This window comes from Rhizobium sp. S152 (genome assembly GCF_030380735.1).
Taxonomy (GTDB): Bacteria; Pseudomonadota; Alphaproteobacteria; order Rhizobiales; family Rhizobiaceae; genus Rhizobium.
Window position 1 is genome coordinate 230,533 of sequence record NZ_JAUDRZ010000004.1, and the last position, 14,958, is coordinate 245,490.

Annotated in this window: 16 protein-coding genes and 1 tRNA gene; 6 read left to right on the top strand and 11 right to left on the bottom strand. The window is 59.9% G+C overall.

Annotated features, from left to right (window positions below; all coding sequences use genetic code 11):
* Positions 1-326: 326 nt before the first annotated feature.
* Positions 327-1,454: a helix-turn-helix transcriptional regulator gene (locus QTL95_RS07815; protein WP_289719418.1), complete on the top strand. Its 1,128-nt coding sequence runs from the start codon at positions 327-329 to the stop codon at positions 1,452-1,454.
* A 38-nt stretch (positions 1,455-1,492) separates the two neighbouring features.
* Here the strand turns inward: QTL95_RS07815 and QTL95_RS07820 are convergent, their stop codons facing one another.
* The 5 genes from QTL95_RS07820 to cpdR1 all read right to left on the bottom strand — a co-directional run bounded on the left by QTL95_RS07820 (position 1,493) and on the right by cpdR1 (position 4,597).
* Entirely contained in the window at positions 1,493-2,788 is a 1,296-nt protein-coding gene (locus QTL95_RS07820) for a hypothetical protein (RefSeq protein WP_289719419.1), read from the bottom strand.
* Positions 2,789-2,919: 131 nt separating this feature from the next.
* The gene (gene csgH / locus QTL95_RS07825; RefSeq protein ID WP_289719420.1) at positions 2,920-3,219 is read right to left on the bottom strand and encodes a curli-like amyloid fiber formation chaperone CsgH; all 300 of its coding nucleotides are present in this window, start codon (positions 3,217-3,219) and stop codon (positions 2,920-2,922) included.
* Positions 3,220-3,292: 73 nt separating this feature from the next.
* Positions 3,293-3,655, bottom strand: a complete 363-nt coding sequence (locus QTL95_RS07830; RefSeq protein ID WP_289719421.1) for a hypothetical protein — start codon at positions 3,653-3,655, stop codon at positions 3,293-3,295.
* A 422-nt stretch (positions 3,656-4,077) separates the two neighbouring features.
* Positions 4,078-4,152 (bottom strand) — tRNA-Val (locus QTL95_RS07835).
* Positions 4,153-4,234: 82 nt separating this feature from the next.
* Complete coding sequence (gene cpdR1, locus QTL95_RS07840; protein WP_003542883.1) at positions 4,235-4,597, bottom strand: response regulator CpdR1; 363 nt, start codon at positions 4,595-4,597, stop codon at positions 4,235-4,237.
* 187 nt (positions 4,598-4,784) lie between these two features.
* Here cpdR1 and QTL95_RS07845 point away from each other — a divergent pair, with 187 nt between their 5' ends.
* The 3 genes from QTL95_RS07845 to QTL95_RS07855 all read left to right on the top strand — a co-directional run bounded on the left by QTL95_RS07845 (position 4,785) and on the right by QTL95_RS07855 (position 8,649).
* Positions 4,785-5,666, top strand: coding sequence for an N-formylglutamate amidohydrolase (locus tag QTL95_RS07845; RefSeq protein WP_289719587.1), 882 nt, complete (start codon positions 4,785-4,787; stop codon positions 5,664-5,666).
* Between the two features lie 249 nt (positions 5,667-5,915).
* The gene (gene hisN / locus QTL95_RS07850; protein WP_289719430.1) at positions 5,916-6,692 is read left to right on the top strand and encodes a histidinol-phosphatase; all 777 of its coding nucleotides are present in this window, start codon (positions 5,916-5,918) and stop codon (positions 6,690-6,692) included.
* A 268-nt stretch (positions 6,693-6,960) separates the two neighbouring features.
* Positions 6,961-8,649, top strand: a complete 1,689-nt coding sequence (locus QTL95_RS07855) for a methyl-accepting chemotaxis protein (RefSeq protein ID WP_289719431.1) — start codon at positions 6,961-6,963, stop codon at positions 8,647-8,649.
* A gap of 6 nt (positions 8,650-8,655) precedes the next feature.
* Here QTL95_RS07855 and QTL95_RS07860 read toward each other — a convergent pair whose 3' ends face one another.
* The 4 genes from QTL95_RS07860 to QTL95_RS07875 form a co-directional block, all read right to left on the bottom strand.
* Positions 8,656-9,630: an alpha/beta fold hydrolase gene (locus QTL95_RS07860; protein ID WP_289719432.1), complete on the bottom strand. Its 975-nt coding sequence runs from the start codon at positions 9,628-9,630 to the stop codon at positions 8,656-8,658.
* A 157-nt stretch (positions 9,631-9,787) separates the two neighbouring features.
* On the bottom strand, positions 9,788-10,600 hold the full coding sequence (locus QTL95_RS07865) for a cell wall hydrolase (protein WP_289719433.1): 813 nt from the start codon (positions 10,598-10,600) through the stop codon (positions 9,788-9,790).
* Positions 10,601-10,804: 204 nt separating this feature from the next.
* The gene (locus QTL95_RS07870) at positions 10,805-11,245 is read right to left on the bottom strand and encodes a hypothetical protein (RefSeq protein WP_289719434.1); all 441 of its coding nucleotides are present in this window, start codon (positions 11,243-11,245) and stop codon (positions 10,805-10,807) included.
* 13 nt (positions 11,246-11,258) lie between these two features.
* The gene (locus QTL95_RS07875) at positions 11,259-12,005 is read right to left on the bottom strand and encodes a histidine phosphatase family protein (RefSeq protein WP_289719435.1); all 747 of its coding nucleotides are present in this window, start codon (positions 12,003-12,005) and stop codon (positions 11,259-11,261) included.
* 162 nt (positions 12,006-12,167) lie between these two features.
* Between QTL95_RS07875 and QTL95_RS07880 the strand changes: the two genes are divergently transcribed.
* Together QTL95_RS07880 and QTL95_RS07885 are read left to right on the top strand one after the other, a co-directional pair.
* Positions 12,168-12,869, top strand: coding sequence for a YkgJ family cysteine cluster protein (locus QTL95_RS07880; protein ID WP_289719436.1), 702 nt, complete (start codon positions 12,168-12,170; stop codon positions 12,867-12,869).
* 347 nt (positions 12,870-13,216) lie between these two features.
* The gene (locus QTL95_RS07885) at positions 13,217-13,684 is read left to right on the top strand and encodes an Hsp20 family protein (RefSeq protein ID WP_037182891.1); all 468 of its coding nucleotides are present in this window, start codon (positions 13,217-13,219) and stop codon (positions 13,682-13,684) included.
* Positions 13,685-13,745: 61 nt separating this feature from the next.
* Here QTL95_RS07885 and QTL95_RS07890 read toward each other — a convergent pair whose 3' ends face one another.
* A complete protein-coding gene (locus QTL95_RS07890) occupies positions 13,746-14,159 on the bottom strand; it encodes a hypothetical protein (RefSeq protein WP_289719437.1) in 414 nt (137 codons plus the stop codon).
* A complete protein-coding gene (locus QTL95_RS07895) occupies positions 14,156-14,857 on the bottom strand; it encodes a hypothetical protein (protein ID WP_289719438.1) in 702 nt (233 codons plus the stop codon). The genes QTL95_RS07890 and QTL95_RS07895 overlap by 4 nt, the downstream gene beginning before the upstream one ends.
* Positions 14,858-14,958: the final 101 nt, after the last annotated feature.

Consider the following 14,958-nt stretch of genomic DNA (forward strand, 5'->3'; position numbering starts at 1 on the left):
GGAATTCGAGCGCCTCAATTGGCCGTTCACTGCCGATCTCCCCGAGGTAACCGCGTCCTGTAGAGTATAGTTTGCGTCCAGGGTAAAGTTTCTCCGAGGAGTGCGGCCTTTCAACTTGAAGTACAGTCTGCCGCAGTTGACCTGGCGTCGCCCGGTCTGGCTGGGAAGGCGCGTGCTTGTCGAAATATCGAATTGCTTAGGACTTCGAACGGGATGCAGACGCTGCGGGCTAGATGCGCTCGCGTGCTGTCGCGGCAGACTACAATGTTAACGGGGAGACAGCCGCCGGTGCGGACGGCTGTGGTGCCAGGTAGGGAGTAGGTCCGATGATCAACATCTTCGGTGACGATGCGTATTTGTCGCTTGTGCAATCAATCTATGAAACGGTGGTCGATCCCCGCGAATGGGAGAAGGTCATCGCTGAAATCGTCAATATCACTCATGCCTCGGCCGGCGCCGTCGTCGGCTTCAAGGGAAAGGACGACCGGCGCGTCAGCGGCCTGGCAAAAGGGATTTCCAAGACATTGCTCTGCAGCCCTCAGGTCGTCAGCGCGCTCTATGCCTGCACCATGTCGGTGGGGCAGGGCGCGGTGGTCAATATCGACTTCAAGACACGGCTCAGCCCGGAATGGGGGCCATCGCTGCACGAATGCTTCGGCAACGAAGGGACGCTGCTGGTTCTCGTGGTGATGAAGGAGGCGGGGCGGCAGATCTCGCTGCTCGTTCACTTCAATCACACGCACCGCAACGAAATCGAATATGCGACGCATGCGCTGATGAAGCTTCTGCCGCATTGCCAGACGGCGATCGCGATCCAGAAGGCCAACCTGCAGGAACGGGAGCGCTCCTCGCAGATGGAGAGTGCCTTCTTCAGTTCGCCTGCGCCCTCGGCCATCATTACCGCCGATTACCAGGTGCGCTGCGCCAACCAGAGCTTCGAGAAGTTCGCCGAAGCGTCGCACCAGTTGCTCGAGTATCGCGACTCGGCGCTCGATTTCATCGATCCGATGCTGGAGGACGCCATCTCCCAGCTTCTGTCTTTGGCGACCTCACACAGCCGCATGCGGCACATCGCCTGCGCGGAAGATCGGACGAAAAGCGTGAAATGGCTGGTCAGCGTCGACGCGCTGTCCGGGCGGGGCGCGTTCGGAACGCAGTTCAAGAGCGTATTCGCGAGCAACGAAGGGGTGTTCATGCTGACCATCCGCGAACTCGGCAAGAATACACTGCTCAGGCCGGAAATGATCAAATCGATCTTCGGGCTGACGGCGACGGAGGCCAATCTGGCCCACAGCCTCTTGAACGGGGATACAGCTTCGGAAATCGCGCGTCAGCGCGGCGTATCGAAGAACACCATCCACAATCAGCTTGCTTCGGCGATGGCTCGGGTGGGGGTGAACCGTCAGACGCAGTTCATGCATTGCCTCGCGGGGCTCGCGAACTTCACGCATTGAGAACCGAGGCCGGCGCAACAGGCGCCGGCAATTCGTCGTCAGAAACGCCAGGTGATATTGGCCTTGGCGGAGAAGTTGATGGCGTGGCTGGTGTCGACCGTCGGCGTCGTGCCGCCGGCGCCATCGGCCACATACTTGATCGTCGGCACCTTGCTGGTGAAATCGATGCCCGTGGTGAAGCCGACGGCAACATTCTCGCTGGCGTCGTAGCGGATGCCGGCATTGAGGCCGGCAAGGATGGCGGCGTCGTTGCGCGTCTCCGAGATGGAATCAAAGCCGGCAACGGATACACCCGGGATGATCGCCGAATACTGGCTGCGATAGCGCGAATGCAGGTGTGCCGCGCCCAGGGTGGCGTCCAGCGTGAGCGCGAGATCCGGCTGGATCTGCTTGCTCAGGGATAGCCCGGCGATCGCGCCGATATAACGCGCGTCCAGTTCATCGTTCTGCGCGACACCGACGTCGGGCACATCGACGCCGGGAATGCTGGCGCCGATATCGAGCGTCTGCGTGAAGTCGACATCGCGGTCGATGGAGCGGTAGGTTGGCCCGATCTTGGGTGTGATCGTCCAGCCGTCGGAGAGGGCGATCGGGGCGCCAAGGAGCAGCGTCTGATCAAATGCGGTGACGTCTTCGGAGCGGGAAGAGACGAGCGCGCTGCCGCTGAGGTCGCCTTCGGCCCTCAAGGTGAAACCGGTATTGTCACCATAGGCACCAACAGCCGTTGCGCTGCCAGTCGCGCCATTTGTAACAAGCGCCGTAAATACACCGCCGGTAATGGCGCTATTGGAGGCGAACTGCGTTATCTGCCCGGTTCCGGCGGATGCCGCGCTGGCACTGATACCAGCAGTCCCTCCCGCACTATCGGTTACAGTGACAACAGCTGTAGTTGCAGCGGGTGCCGGGAATCCAAGCGTGATCGAGCCGTACCCCGTGTTTCCCAAAGTCAGATCGAACGAGCTTCCCCCAGCCAAACTCGTGCGGCTCGATGAATCCGTCGAAAGCCCGGCGATGCCGCCGCTCCATTCCAGGACCAGCGGCTGTTCGCCGATTTCGCCGATCGGGAGATTGAGAGTGTAGCCGATGCCGAGCCCGATATCGGTCACGCGACTGCCGGCGCTGCCGGTGAAGACATCCGTGTCTCGGGCATCCCAGCTTGGCAGGTTCAGCCAATTGACGCCGGTTTCGAGCTCGAAGGATGGCGACAAGCTGTCATTGTTGCCGGTTTTGGCTGAATTGTCCTGGGCAAAGGCGCCGGAACCTGTCAATGCCGTCAACACGGAGGCGGCAACAACTGCCAGCCTGCCCGAACGAATGGATACAGAACTCCCCATTCTTCTCCGCTACCCCCACTGTCGGCCAACCCCTCGGCCGAATCCTGAGCGAAACGGTACATTATATTAGAATATAATCAATCGCCTGGAGGCTGGCGGCACATCGCCGTGCATTAGGCGATGCAGAAATGTCACGGGACCGATATGCGACACAGCGTTTCACCGGTCGGGCCATAAACCGTCAGGCGCGCACTCCAGCCGTTGTCGGACGCCGAGACGACGACCTGCGACAGCGACAGACGCCCTGCTGCCGTCTTTTCGAAATCGCCGCCCTGCATGTTGCTGGAAGTGTTCCCGCCTGAACTCGAGACGATCTCGAACTGGTAGCTGCCCTGACCACGGCCTTCGCCATTGATCATTGGTACGAGGGTGAGCATGCCGCCCCTGTCGTGATGCTCGATGATGCATTCTACCGGGGGTGCCATCGCCATCATCTCGCCGCTCCTTTCATCAAAAAAAAGGAGGCCAGCGTTGTCAGCGCTGGCCCTAGGTACGTCACCGAACTTAGTACTGAACAGTGGTAGAGCTGTTGCCGACGCCGTTCTGATAGGTCGTCGAGTTGTTGCCGTAGCCATACTGGAACGTGCCGGAAACGTTGCCCCAGCCGTCCTGGACGGTTAGCGAGTTGTTGCCGATGCCATACTGAGACGTGCCCGACATGTTGTACTTGCCGTACTGGATGGTATTGGCATTGTTGAAGAAGCCGGTCTGGCCCGTGCCGCTGAAGTTGCCCCAGCCAGCCTGGCCGGTGCCGGCCTTGTTGCCCCAGCCGGACTGCGACGTGAAGGAATTGTTGCCGCCTGCATAGGCTGCAGTGATCGACGAGAGTGCAATCGCTGCGGTGAAAATTACGCCCTTGATCTTCATGGTTATCTCCTCTTCCTCCGCCGGATTGACGGTAAGGAGACACTAGCCCAGAGCGCGGATGGCGGGGCCTTCAAAGCTTACCTAAGGGAAGTGTGATTTCCCCGACGCGGATGATCGAACCGATGATGCTCGTATGGACGCAATCAAACGGCGTTGCCGATCTCCCCATGGAAATAGGGAAACGTACTATGTGTCTGGTGGACGGGTTATCGCGGATCGGTCGGAAAGGTTGCGTCTGGGCCTGCCAGGGCCGGTGTTTTCCACAGGTGTCCGAGGCTCTTTCCCACGCATCGAAGATGACTTGCGACAGGTAGCCGAAACAAGGGGAATTGGGGCGGACGCTTCGTTGCGCAATTGCGTGGCGGCTTCCGCGTCACTCCGGCGCATCGCGGAAAATATCATTTCAAATCAAGGAGATCGGATGGTGGGCGTGACAGGGATTGAACCTGTGACCCCTACGATGTCAACGTAGTGCTCTCCCGCTGAGCTACACGCCCATCCGATGTCGGCGCATAGACCACAAACCCATTTGGCCGTCAATAGCCTTTTTCGGATTTGTGACACGCGCCGCTCGAACCCCTATGCGGCAAGCATTTTGTTCACTTCATCCACAAGGTCGCGGAGGTGGAAAGGCTTGGAAAGAACCTTGGCATCCTTCGGTGCCTTCGAATCAGGATTCAATGCAACGGCGGCGAAGCCGGTGATGAACATGACCTTGAGGTCGGGATCGAGTTCGGTGGCGCGGCGCGCCAGCTCGATGCCGTCCATCTCGGGCATGACGATATCAGTCAGCAGAAGGGAAAAAGGCTCCTCGCGAAGTCGGTCATAGGCGCTGGCACCGTTGTCGTAGGAGAGGACCTTGTAGCCCGCCTTTTCGAGCGCCTTTACCAGGAAGCGACGCATATCGTTGTCGTCTTCGGCGAGAAGTATCTTTTGAGTCATTATCCAGACCGCTGATCAGTGGGAATTATATGTGGGCTTTAGCCATCTACACTAGGTTTCCTCGGGTAAACAACCGATGAAGAGCCTGTGCGGCACTTCATCCCCATGAGATAGTATGGACTTGGCGCCCGGCAACTGGCAACATGCGCGACACAGTGGCCTCTTGGCTGATAAAAGAGGGAAGAAGGTGCAGGAAATCCCCGAATACGCGCTTTTCGAGATCCGGGAGCCTGCCTCGCATGCCATTCCCTTCGTTTACAACTCCCCGCATAGCGGCCGCATCTATCCGCCCGAGTTCATCGCGCAGTCGCGGCTGGAAGGCATTTCCATCCGGCGTTCGGAGGACCATTACGTCGACGAGCTGTTTTCCGACGCGACCGCGCTCGGCGCACCGTTTCTCGTCGCCAATTTCCCGCGCGCCTATCTCGATGTGAACCGCGAGCCCTACGAGCTCGATCCCCGGATGTTCGACGGCATCCTGCCCCCCTATGTCAATATCAACTCGCTGCGCGTGGCAGGTGGTCTTGGCACCATCCCGCGAATCGTCGCCGAGAACATGGAAATCTATGCGCGCCGCCTGCGCGTGGAAGAGGGGCTGGACCGCATCGAGAATGTCTATAAGCCCTATCACGCTGCGCTGAGGCGCCTGATCGCGCGTACGCATGTGCAATTCGGCTTTGGTGTGCTGATCGACTGCCATTCCATGCCGGGCAGCATTCGTGTCGCCGGGAGCAATGCGCGACCGGACTTCATCATTGGCGATCGTTACGGGACCAGCGCTTCGGCGGAGCTGTCGCGAACGGCGGTCGGGCTATTCGAGGAAATGGGTTTCACGGCGATCCGCAACAAGCCTTACGCCGGCGGCTTCATCACCGAGCATTACGGACGCCCGTCACGCGGGCTTCACGCGCTGCAGATCGAGGTCAACCGTGCGATCTATGTGGACGAGGTGACGCTTCAGAAGCGCGCCGATTTCCCGCTGGTGGCGGCGGCGATCTCATCCTTCATGCGGCAGATGGCGGTCTATGTCGCGCAGTTCGCGACCGATACGGCGCTCGCGGCCGAATAAGCCCCTGAAGTCACTCCAAAAAAAAGACCGCCTCGCGGCGGTCCAAGTCTAGGGAGGAAACACCCAAGGAGGGTATTTACAGTCAGAAGACTGTAATGTGACGCTACTATCGCGTTGCACAATTGTCAATCATTTTATTGCAGTGCAAAATTTATGGGCAACGGCCAGAGGGGTTGCTTGCCGCGTTTGCATCAAGCCGCATTTCCGCTATGAAAAACGCCATTGCAGCCAGCCGATCGGACCCTCTCCATGCTTCCTGACCGTTCCTTCTTCAATCTGCTTGCGGAAGCCGCAAAGGCCGAGACATTGCCGCGTTTCCGCTCCGGGCTCGATGTCGCCAACAAGCTGTCGAGCGGGTTCGATCCGGTGACGGAAGGCGACCAGGCGGCCGAGGTGGCCATTCGCAAGCTGATCGAGGCGCATTTTCCCGATCATGGCATTCTTGGCGAGGAGCATGGAAGCATCGGTCTCGATCGCGAATATGTCTGGGTGGTCGATCCGATCGACGGGACGCGCGCATTCATTTCCGGCGTGCCCGTCTGGGGAACGCTGATCGGCCTCTACAAGAACGGCCGGGCGATCATGGGCATGATCGAGCAGCCCTTTACCGGCGAGCGGTACTTCGCCGACGAGACGGCCTCATTCTATGCCGGTCCGGAAGGCGAGCGTCGCTTGCAGGTGCGCGATTGCGGGGCGCTTTCGAACGCTATCATGTTCACCACTTCGCCGCATCTCTTCGCCGGAACGGAGATGGAGCGGTACCGCGAGATCGAAAGCCAGGTGCGCCTCTTCCGCTACGGGACGGATTGCTATGCCTATGCGCTGCTGGCGGCCGGTCATGTCGACCTGGTGGTCGAGAACAGCCTCAAGCCCTACGACGTCGGCGGGATTATTCCCGTCATCGAGCGGGCCGGCGGGATCATCACGACCTGGGATGGCGGCAGGCCGGAGAACGGCGGTTCGATCATCGCGGCCGGCAGCCCTGCGGTTTATGAGCAGGCGGTTGCCATTCTGCGTCGACAGTAGAGCGCACCTACACATAGTCATTTTTGAATAAATACCGACATTGCTGCAAGCAATCGCACGCGCCTTTCAGTAAGGCGTCATGCAATCTGTGATTTATTCGCTGAATTTATATTTTTGAAAGTTGTGCCTTCAGGCGAAATAATCATACCAATCGCGTTTTTGCACGGCATTTCCCCTGAAGCTTAAGAGAGATGCAATATTTCGCTGCAATCGATTTGAGGGAAATTATTTCGTCTGAGAAGCTATTCTTACTGAAGGCACTTTGATCATGTCTCTTTTCCCTCTGACGAGCGGCGCCGATGCCAAGGCTGTCCTCGAATCCGTCAATCGTTCCCAGGCCGTCATCGAGTTCGATCTGACCGGCAAGATCCTGCGAGCCAATGATAACTTCTGTCAGGCGCTCGGCTATGACATTTCAGAGATCGTCGGCCAGCATCATCGCATGTTCGTCGATCCCTTGGAGGTACAGGGCGATGGATACCGGCTATTCTGGGAGCGGCTTGCTCGCGGCGAGTTCGACCGCCGTCAGTATAAGCGTATCGGCAAGGGCGGGCGCGAGGTCTGGATCGAGGCGTCCTACAATCCCGTCATGCGCGGCGGCGTGCCCTATAAGGTCATCAAGCTTGCGACTGTCATCACCGACATCAAGCTGAAGAGCGCCGAGGATTCCGGCAAGCTCGACGCCCTGTCGCGGGCGCAGGCAACGATCGAGTTCACGCCCGACGGACACATCCTGAACGCAAACAGCAATTTTCTGGCGACGGTGGGCTACACGGCGGAGGAGATTCGAGGCCGCCATCATTCGATGTTCTGCGATCCCGCCTATGTCGCGACGCAGGGCTACAAGGACTTCTGGAAGAACCTGTCGGAAGGAAACTTCGCCGCCGACGAATTCATGCGCATCGGCAAGGGCGGCCGGAAGGTATTTATCCAGGCGTCCTACAACCCGATCTTCGACATGAGCGGCAAGGTCTTCAAGGTCGTGAAGTTCGCGACCGATGTCACCGAGCGCGTGCGCGCCGTCAACGAACTCGGTGATGGCCTGCAGGCGATGGCCGCGGGTGACCTCCATTCGACCATCGAGCAGCCGTTTATCCCGGCGCTTGAAAAGCTGCGCACCGACTACAATGCCTCCATCGGTCGCTTGCGTTCGGCCATGCATGCCATCCGGCAGAACGCCACGCTCATCGCATCCGGCTCCCGTGAAATTCAACTCGCATCCGACGATCTTGCCCGACGCACCGAAACGCAGGCCGCTTCCGTCGAGGAAACCGCCGCAGCTGTTACGGAGATTTCCACGACGGTAACCGATTCCGCGCGCCGGGCGACGGAGGCCGGAAATCTGGTCGAGGAAACGACGCGAAGCGCGCAGGAATCTGCGAGCGTCGTTCGGCAGACGGTCGATGCGATGTCGAAGATCGAGGCGTCTTCGGCGCGCATCGCCGGCATTGTCGGCGTGATCGACGAGATCGCCTTCCAGACGAACCTGCTGGCGCTGAACGCCGGTGTGGAAGCCGCACGCGCCGGTGAAGCGGGCAAGGGTTTTGCCGTGGTGGCGCATGAGGTTCGCGAGCTTGCCCAGCGCTCGGCCAGCGCCGCCAAGGAAATCAAGACGTTGATCCAGGACTCCGAGCGCTTCGTAAAGGACGGCGTGGTGCTGGTCGACAAGACGGGATCCGCGCTCGAGGCGATCGCCGTTCAGGTACTGCAGGTTCGCGAGAACGTGTCGGGGATCGTCGAGGCGGCCAAGGAGCAGTCGTCGAGCCTCAACCAGATCAATATCGCCGTGATGTCGATGGATCAGGATACGCAGAGAAACGCCGCCATGGTCGAGCAGACCGCATCGGCCAGCCGTCGCCTTGCCTCGGAAGCTCAGGGACTGTTCGAACTGATTGGTCAGTTCAAGGTTGACGATGCCTCAGGGACAACGTCGGCGCGTTTCTCGACCGCGGCTTAGCAGCGATCAGGTGCCGAAGCCCTCGACTTCCTCGACCGCTTCGGCATCGCTTCCCGGAATGAAGGCATGGAAGGCGGCAAGCGCTGCCTTCCGGTAGACGTCGCGCTCCTGCAGAACCTCGTGGCGCGAGCCGTTGATCGGCACGAACTGGGCCGCGCGGAAGTAACGCGACAGGCGCTCCTGCGCGATATAGGGCACGATCGCATCGCGCGTGGGGGCGATCACGACCGTCGGGATGGTAATCGAGAAGAGATGGTTGGGAGACGTCGCGCGATCGATCGCGCGGAACGATTCGACCAGCCACCGCGCCGTGGGCATGCCGAGCATCAGGTCCGGATAGGCCTCGGAGATGGCGGCGTTGCGCTCGAAGCGGACCTCGTCCGAGGTCAGCGGATTGTCCCGGAAAGCGGATTGCTTCATCTTGCGGCTGAGCGGCAACGAGCCGAGACCGAGCGAGCAGGCAACGGTCGCCAGACGGCGGATCGTTCCCTCGGAGGCGGACTGGCCCGAAAGGCCTATGAAAGGCGCCGTCAGCACCATGCGTTCGATGCGGGTCGAGAGATAGGGTGCTGCCGAAAGCGCGATCAGCGCGCCGGTCGAATGCGCCAGCAGATAGAAGGGCAGACGTGTATCCGGCAATACGATCTTTTCGAGGAAAGTGTCGAGGTCGTGCTCGTAATCGACAAAGCGCCTGACATGGCCGAGATGAGCCTTCTTCAGCATGCGATGCGAGCCGCCTTGGCCGCGCAGATCGAAAGTCGCTACCCACAGCCCTTTTTCCGTCAGGTCGCGGATCGTCTCGAAATACTTCTCGATATATTCGTTGCGGCCGTGCAGCAGCACGACCGTTCCCTTGGCGACCGGCGCGCTGGACCGAAACACCGCATATCGCAGTTGCAGCCCGTCATGAGTCTCGAAGAAACCTTCGGTGCGGTTCTCCGGGATCGGGTTGTCCGGTGTCGAAAAAAGAACCTGTTCCATGGCGGGTCGATCGTTCCCTCGGGCCGATTGGCAAATCAGTAGAAGGGATAGGGGATCATGGTGTCAAATCAAAGAAAAAAGCGGCGGCGCGAGCGGCCGTGATACGGCAAGGCGGCCCTGAAAGGCCGCCGCCGGATTTGCATCGGTTTGCCTGGTATCAGCCGCCGACCTGATAGAAACCGCCGCGCAGCGAGGCGCTATCGACTTCATCAGGGCGAGGGGTCGGAACGACCACCATGGTGGGAACCTGTGGCAGTTCCACCTCAGGGAAGGTATCGGTTGCGACATCGGGAACGATGGCGGCCGCGGGCATCGACGGCTGCGTGGGAACGGGAACCGCCTCAGGAATGAGAATGCCGAACTGGGTCGGCGACGGCTGCTGCACGCCGACGTAGTTCATCGCCACTTCGTAGGCCGGCAGCGGCGCCGGGGTCTGCAGTTCGCCATCCGCGCCGCGCTTCTCGTAGAAGGCGTTTCCGCCGGCAACTGCCGTATAGTGCATGTTGTTGTAAGGGAATTTCAAGCCGTCCGTGTGGAAGAACATGGCTTCCTTCACGTCGGGATTGCGGTCGCCCTTGACGAGGATTGCGTCGGCGGCGGCGTTGAGATCCGGCTCGGCAACGTCCTTCACTTCCCGTGTCATCACGCCGGGAGCGAACTGCTTTTCCTGCGCGACGATGCCGCAGATCGTGGGCGGGTAGGCGCCAGATGTCAGGCGGTTCATCACCACCGTGCCTACGGCCATGTAGCCCTGGTGATCGGAATGCTGAGATTCGAAATACATCGCCCGCTTCAGGCAGGAGCGATCTTCTGAGGTGTAGCTATAGCTGACCTTTTTCGTGCCGATCGGCTTGGTCGAATGACTCACCGTTTCCAACGATGATGTGGACGCACTTGTGCATCCGGTAGCCGCCAAACCGACGAACAGAATCCCTGAAAGGGATATCCCCCACGTTTTTTGCGCCCTCAACGCCAGGTGCCTCCTATTTGATTAGTGCAGCCCTTAACCCATCAAGAGTGAACAAATTACCCGACATTTGAAATATTTTCAAACGCATAGCGCTCAAAAACCATCAGGCGGCTAATTCGCTGGCGCGAAGTGCCCGGTTTCTCGGCATTTGCTATACAAAAAATGTGACGGTTCGACATGTTTCGAAGGTCTTTTCGCGGTCGTTCAGCCATGATTCGCTTCGGCCGGGGGGCCGATTTTGGTGACATCGTCACCGGAGAAGACGATGACATAGCCGCCATCGCGCGCTGATTCGGCGGCCCAACGGCGAAGCTCGGTGAGATAGGGTTCCCGCCGCCATGTCGCGGGGTAATCGGGATCGACCAGGACGGTGATTTGCGGACCCTGCCGATAGACCATCATGTTGGATATCGATGGCTCCCACTCCGGGCCGAGAGTGTCGTCGATCATCCACTGGCAGAGGAAGTCGCGACAGAGTTGCGGCCTCTCGTCATAGATCGCGCAGCCCTGGCCTTCCGCGCAGTTTTCGCACCACGCGTTGGCCGGCTTATCGAATTCCTGGATTTCGGGCAGCCGGCAGCACAGGGTGCAGGTGCCGCAGGTGTGGTTCGGAAGGGGCAATGCAGATGCGGGGGCGAGGGTCATCGTCCGGGTCTTATCAGAGACCGGGTTTCGGCGCGATCATCATCTCGGCGCCATAGGCGTCGCGCAGTTCCTCCTCTCCGTTTTGCCGGTCGGCGGCCTGGTGCAGCAGGGTCGAGGTGTAGCCGTGCGCATGGCTGCCCTCGATAAGGGTAATATCGGCATTGCCGGGATTGTCGGAGCGCTCGAACCATTCGACCGGATGCTGAAGGAAATTCATCTCGAAGGCGCGGTTGGTGACGCCGTGGCCGACGATCACGACATTGTCGTTGCCGTTGCTGACATCGTGCATCATCGTCTGCAGGAAGAGCCGTACCCGTTGCGCAACATCCGCGCGGCTTTCGCCATCCGGCGGCCGGGCGTAGAACTTGCCGCTGTTGCTGCGCAGGCGCGCCCACTTCTCGAACTCGTCGGGAAATTTCTGTTTCTGCTCGGCGCGGTCGTAGATCTCGGTGAAGAGGCCGAAGTCCTGCTCGCGCAGCAGATAATCCTCGCTGGCGTGGCCGATCCGATCAGGTGGAAGAACGGTGAGAAGCGCGTCCCTGGTCTGGCGTGTCCGCAGGAATGGCGAGTACCAGATGCGCAGCTTGCCGAGGTCGGGGCCAGTCAGCCCGGCAATATGGGCGGCGATAGCCTCACCGGCCTGGATGGCCTGGCGGTGGCCCCATTGTGTCAGCGGAACGTTGTGGTCGCCGAACTGGCCATAGGCGCGCTCGTCGATATTGCCGAGGGATTCGCCGTGGCGAACGAGAAAGATGCGCATGGGGCATTCCAGATTGGCGACAGGAAACAACCATATCATGAACGCGTGGCATGCTGCCCGCAACATGGCGCACGATTGCTGTGCATGGGCGACACGTCGCCACCGGGGCCGCCGCGAATCGCGATAAGAAGAGACGTTGCGGTCGGCGGACGGCGGATCGAAATGTTCGGTAGAGCGATGGACCAGGAACTGGCGAAGAAGCGTGTTGTGGATCAGATCTCCGAGGTCGGCGAACTGACCCGGCAGGTATCGCAGCGCTACGAGGCGATCTTCTCGAGCTTCTACGGTGTGCTGGTCGAGACGCTCGACGACGCCGCCAGCATGGCGGAGGCCGCCCGCTTCACCATGGAGATGGCCGATACCGCGGTCGAGGGTTTCCGCACCAACTTCGTCGGCCAGCCGCGCTTTGCCTGCGCCAAGGGCTGCAGCGCCTGCTGTCACCTGATCGTCGCCATTCCGCCCGGTGTCGCCGAGGCGATGGCGGAGCATATCGATACGGCCTTCAGCGGCGAGGAACGGGAAGCGTTGATCGTGCGGCTTGAGGAAGCGGTCGCGCGGTTCCGGGATGCGGAGGATCCGCAGGCGGTGCGCGCACCCTGTCCGCTGCTCAACGACGAGGGTGGCTGTTCGGTCTATGAGGTCCGTCCGCTTTCCTGTCGTAGCTTCACTTCGACCTCGCTGCCGCGCTGTCAGCAGGTGGTGTTCGGGCCCAATCCCACCAATGCCGGGGTCGACCAGAACCCGGCGCGCTACCGCATCTACGAATATGCAACGAGAGCGCTGGAGGAGGCCGCCCGCCGGCGCGGCTTGCCGGGCCAGCAGCAGGCGCTGTCGGCGGCGCTTCTGGCGCAGCTCAGCCCATAATCGAAGAGATCAAAAAAAGAGGCCGACATGCGAGATCGAGGGATGTCGCGATGCCGGCCGGAGATCGGGCTGAAGACGAAGGGACGATACTCTCCAGCCATCAGGCCAGTGTAAACCCGATGCCCGTATCTCTATCGCCGTTCGCCTGAATGCATGCCGAACCGGCCGTTCATGCGGGGTTCACGCATGCAGGCGCGGGCTTTAGAAAAGACCCTTGAAGTCGCAAAAATCCATCCCCATCTCATGGTAGCGGACGCCAGAACGGGTCCGCGGAACCGTCCCGAAGCTGCCGATCAAGGGGTTTCAGGGGCAACTATCGCTAACAGTCGCTTCCTCAGGAGGACATCATGCGTCACGTAGACTTTACCCCCCTCTATCGCTCCACGGTCGGTTTCGACCGCCTCTTCACCATGCTCGACAGCCTTGGCCAGCCCGACCAGGGCCAGACCTATCCGCCCTACAATATCGAGCGCACCGGTGAAAACACCTACCGCATCACCATGGCCGTCGCGGGTTTCGACGAAACCGAAATCTCGATCGAAGCGCAGGCCCATGCTCTCGCCGTCAAGGGTGAGAAGAAGGAAGACAATGCGGATAACAGCGAATTCCTCTATCGCGGCATCGCCAAACGCACCTTCGAGCGTCGCTTCCAGCTCGCCGACCATGTCGAGGTGACGGCTGCTTCGCTGAAGAACGGTCTGCTTCACATCGACCTTCTTCGCAGCATTCCCGAGGCCATGAAGCCCCGCAAGATCGCGATCGCCGCCGAGCCGGTGAGCGCGCCTAAGGCCATCGAGGCTCAGGTCACCAACTAACCAATCCCTCCCAGGATATGGCAACGAAGCGGCGTCCCGATGGGGCGCCGCTTTTTTGTTGTCAGAAGGAGAGCGATCTCAGCTTTGCGTGCCTATTGATCGGGATTTCATGCATGGACGGCGGCTGAAGCAGCTTTACGATCTGCACGACCTCGGGCCATCGCAATACCAGGAGGGATGCGACTTGATGAATGGGTGTCTTCTGGTAGGCCGGAGCAAGGATGAAGCCGTGCAGGCCCGCCGAGCGCAGGGCAGCTCTTTCGGCAGGGTTCCTCAGAATTCGGCCGTCTCCGGAAAAGAATATCCACTCGTCATTTGATTTTCGAAGGAAGTCGATCCACTCGACATCCGCCGAGTGGCGACCGTTCGGCAGTGCACCCAAGTCTCGTATGTGGACGGCTTGGTGCCCTTCGTGAGCGATGAATCCATTGCTGGCGAAAACGGGGGACGTGCAGTTGTCGAAGAAGACGTTCACGCAGCCAGCCGTTGTTCCATCATTGTTTCGAATTCGACGGCGTGTTTGACCGATATTTCAGGTACATCGTAAGCGCGGGCGACAGCTTTCACATCGCCGTCCTGCCATACTGCGGCCGCCAGGATTGCTGTCGGGACACTCGACTGCGCGTCTATCGGCTGGCCGAAAGAGCGTTTCGGATCGACCATGACGTTCAATCGCCTTCCGCCCGGCCACCAGACAAGCGGATTGCCGCTCTCGCTGAAATCGACCGTCTTCAGGAGGGGATCAAGAATCTCGTTGAACTCGAACTGCTTGCGGAACAGGTTGAGCAGTTGCTCGCGCTTCTCGCCGTCTTCGTCCTCGCTGATGATATGGAGAAAAATCTCCCGCCCGTCCGTCCGGAAACGGTTTGTCGACAACGGATGATCCTGACCAATGACTTCGCGAGCCACGGCGATTGCCGCGCGTACCCGGATCGAGGAAACGCCGCGCTTTATAAAAGCGTCGGCGACGCGGATTTCCATCATATCCCGGAAGCTCAGGAATATCCGGTCATCACCGAGCGAAACCTCGGATGTCCAAAGCGGCGGATAGAACTTGTTCTTGATATAATGTCCACGAAGCCAGCGCGATATCTTCGCCGGAGCGACACGCAGCAATCTTCCCGCTTCCGCAGGTGTGTAAACCCCCATGCCGATCAGGTTTTCATCGCTCATGAGCGTATAATTCACCCGGACGAATCCGTGTCAACAGATAAGCGGTACATATGTTGAGTTGCGCGGCATAGCGGCGAATTTGGGCCGCTATGCCTTGTTTC

Excerpts from the sequence above, each read along its gene's own strand:
- QTL95_RS07815 (WP_289719418.1), top strand. The coding sequence starts at position 327 with ATGATCAACATCTTCGGTGACGATGCGTATTTGTCGCTTGTGCAATCA.
- QTL95_RS07820 (WP_289719419.1), bottom strand. The coding sequence starts at position 2,788 with ATGGGGAGTTCTGTATCCATTCGTTCGGGCAGGCTGGCAGTTGTTGCC.
- csgH (WP_289719420.1), bottom strand. The coding sequence starts at position 3,219 with ATGGCGATGGCACCCCCGGTAGAATGCATCATCGAGCATCACGACAGG.
- QTL95_RS07830 (WP_289719421.1), bottom strand. The coding sequence starts at position 3,655 with ATGAAGATCAAGGGCGTAATTTTCACCGCAGCGATTGCACTCTCGTCG.
- cpdR1 (WP_003542883.1), bottom strand. The coding sequence starts at position 4,597 with ATGACTCAAAAGATACTTCTCGCCGAAGACGACAACGATATGCGTCGC.
- hisN (WP_289719430.1), top strand. The coding sequence starts at position 5,916 with ATGCTTCCTGACCGTTCCTTCTTCAATCTGCTTGCGGAAGCCGCAAAG.
- QTL95_RS07855 (WP_289719431.1), top strand. The coding sequence starts at position 6,961 with ATGTCTCTTTTCCCTCTGACGAGCGGCGCCGATGCCAAGGCTGTCCTC.
- QTL95_RS07860 (WP_289719432.1), bottom strand. The coding sequence starts at position 9,630 with ATGGAACAGGTTCTTTTTTCGACACCGGACAACCCGATCCCGGAGAAC.
- QTL95_RS07870 (WP_289719434.1), bottom strand. The coding sequence starts at position 11,245 with ATGACCCTCGCCCCCGCATCTGCATTGCCCCTTCCGAACCACACCTGC.
- QTL95_RS07875 (WP_289719435.1), bottom strand. The coding sequence starts at position 12,005 with ATGCGCATCTTTCTCGTTCGCCACGGCGAATCCCTCGGCAATATCGAC.
- QTL95_RS07880 (WP_289719436.1), top strand. The coding sequence starts at position 12,168 with ATGTTCGGTAGAGCGATGGACCAGGAACTGGCGAAGAAGCGTGTTGTG.
- QTL95_RS07885 (WP_037182891.1), top strand. The coding sequence starts at position 13,217 with ATGCGTCACGTAGACTTTACCCCCCTCTATCGCTCCACGGTCGGTTTC.
- QTL95_RS07895 (WP_289719438.1), bottom strand. The coding sequence starts at position 14,857 with ATGAGCGATGAAAACCTGATCGGCATGGGGGTTTACACACCTGCGGAA.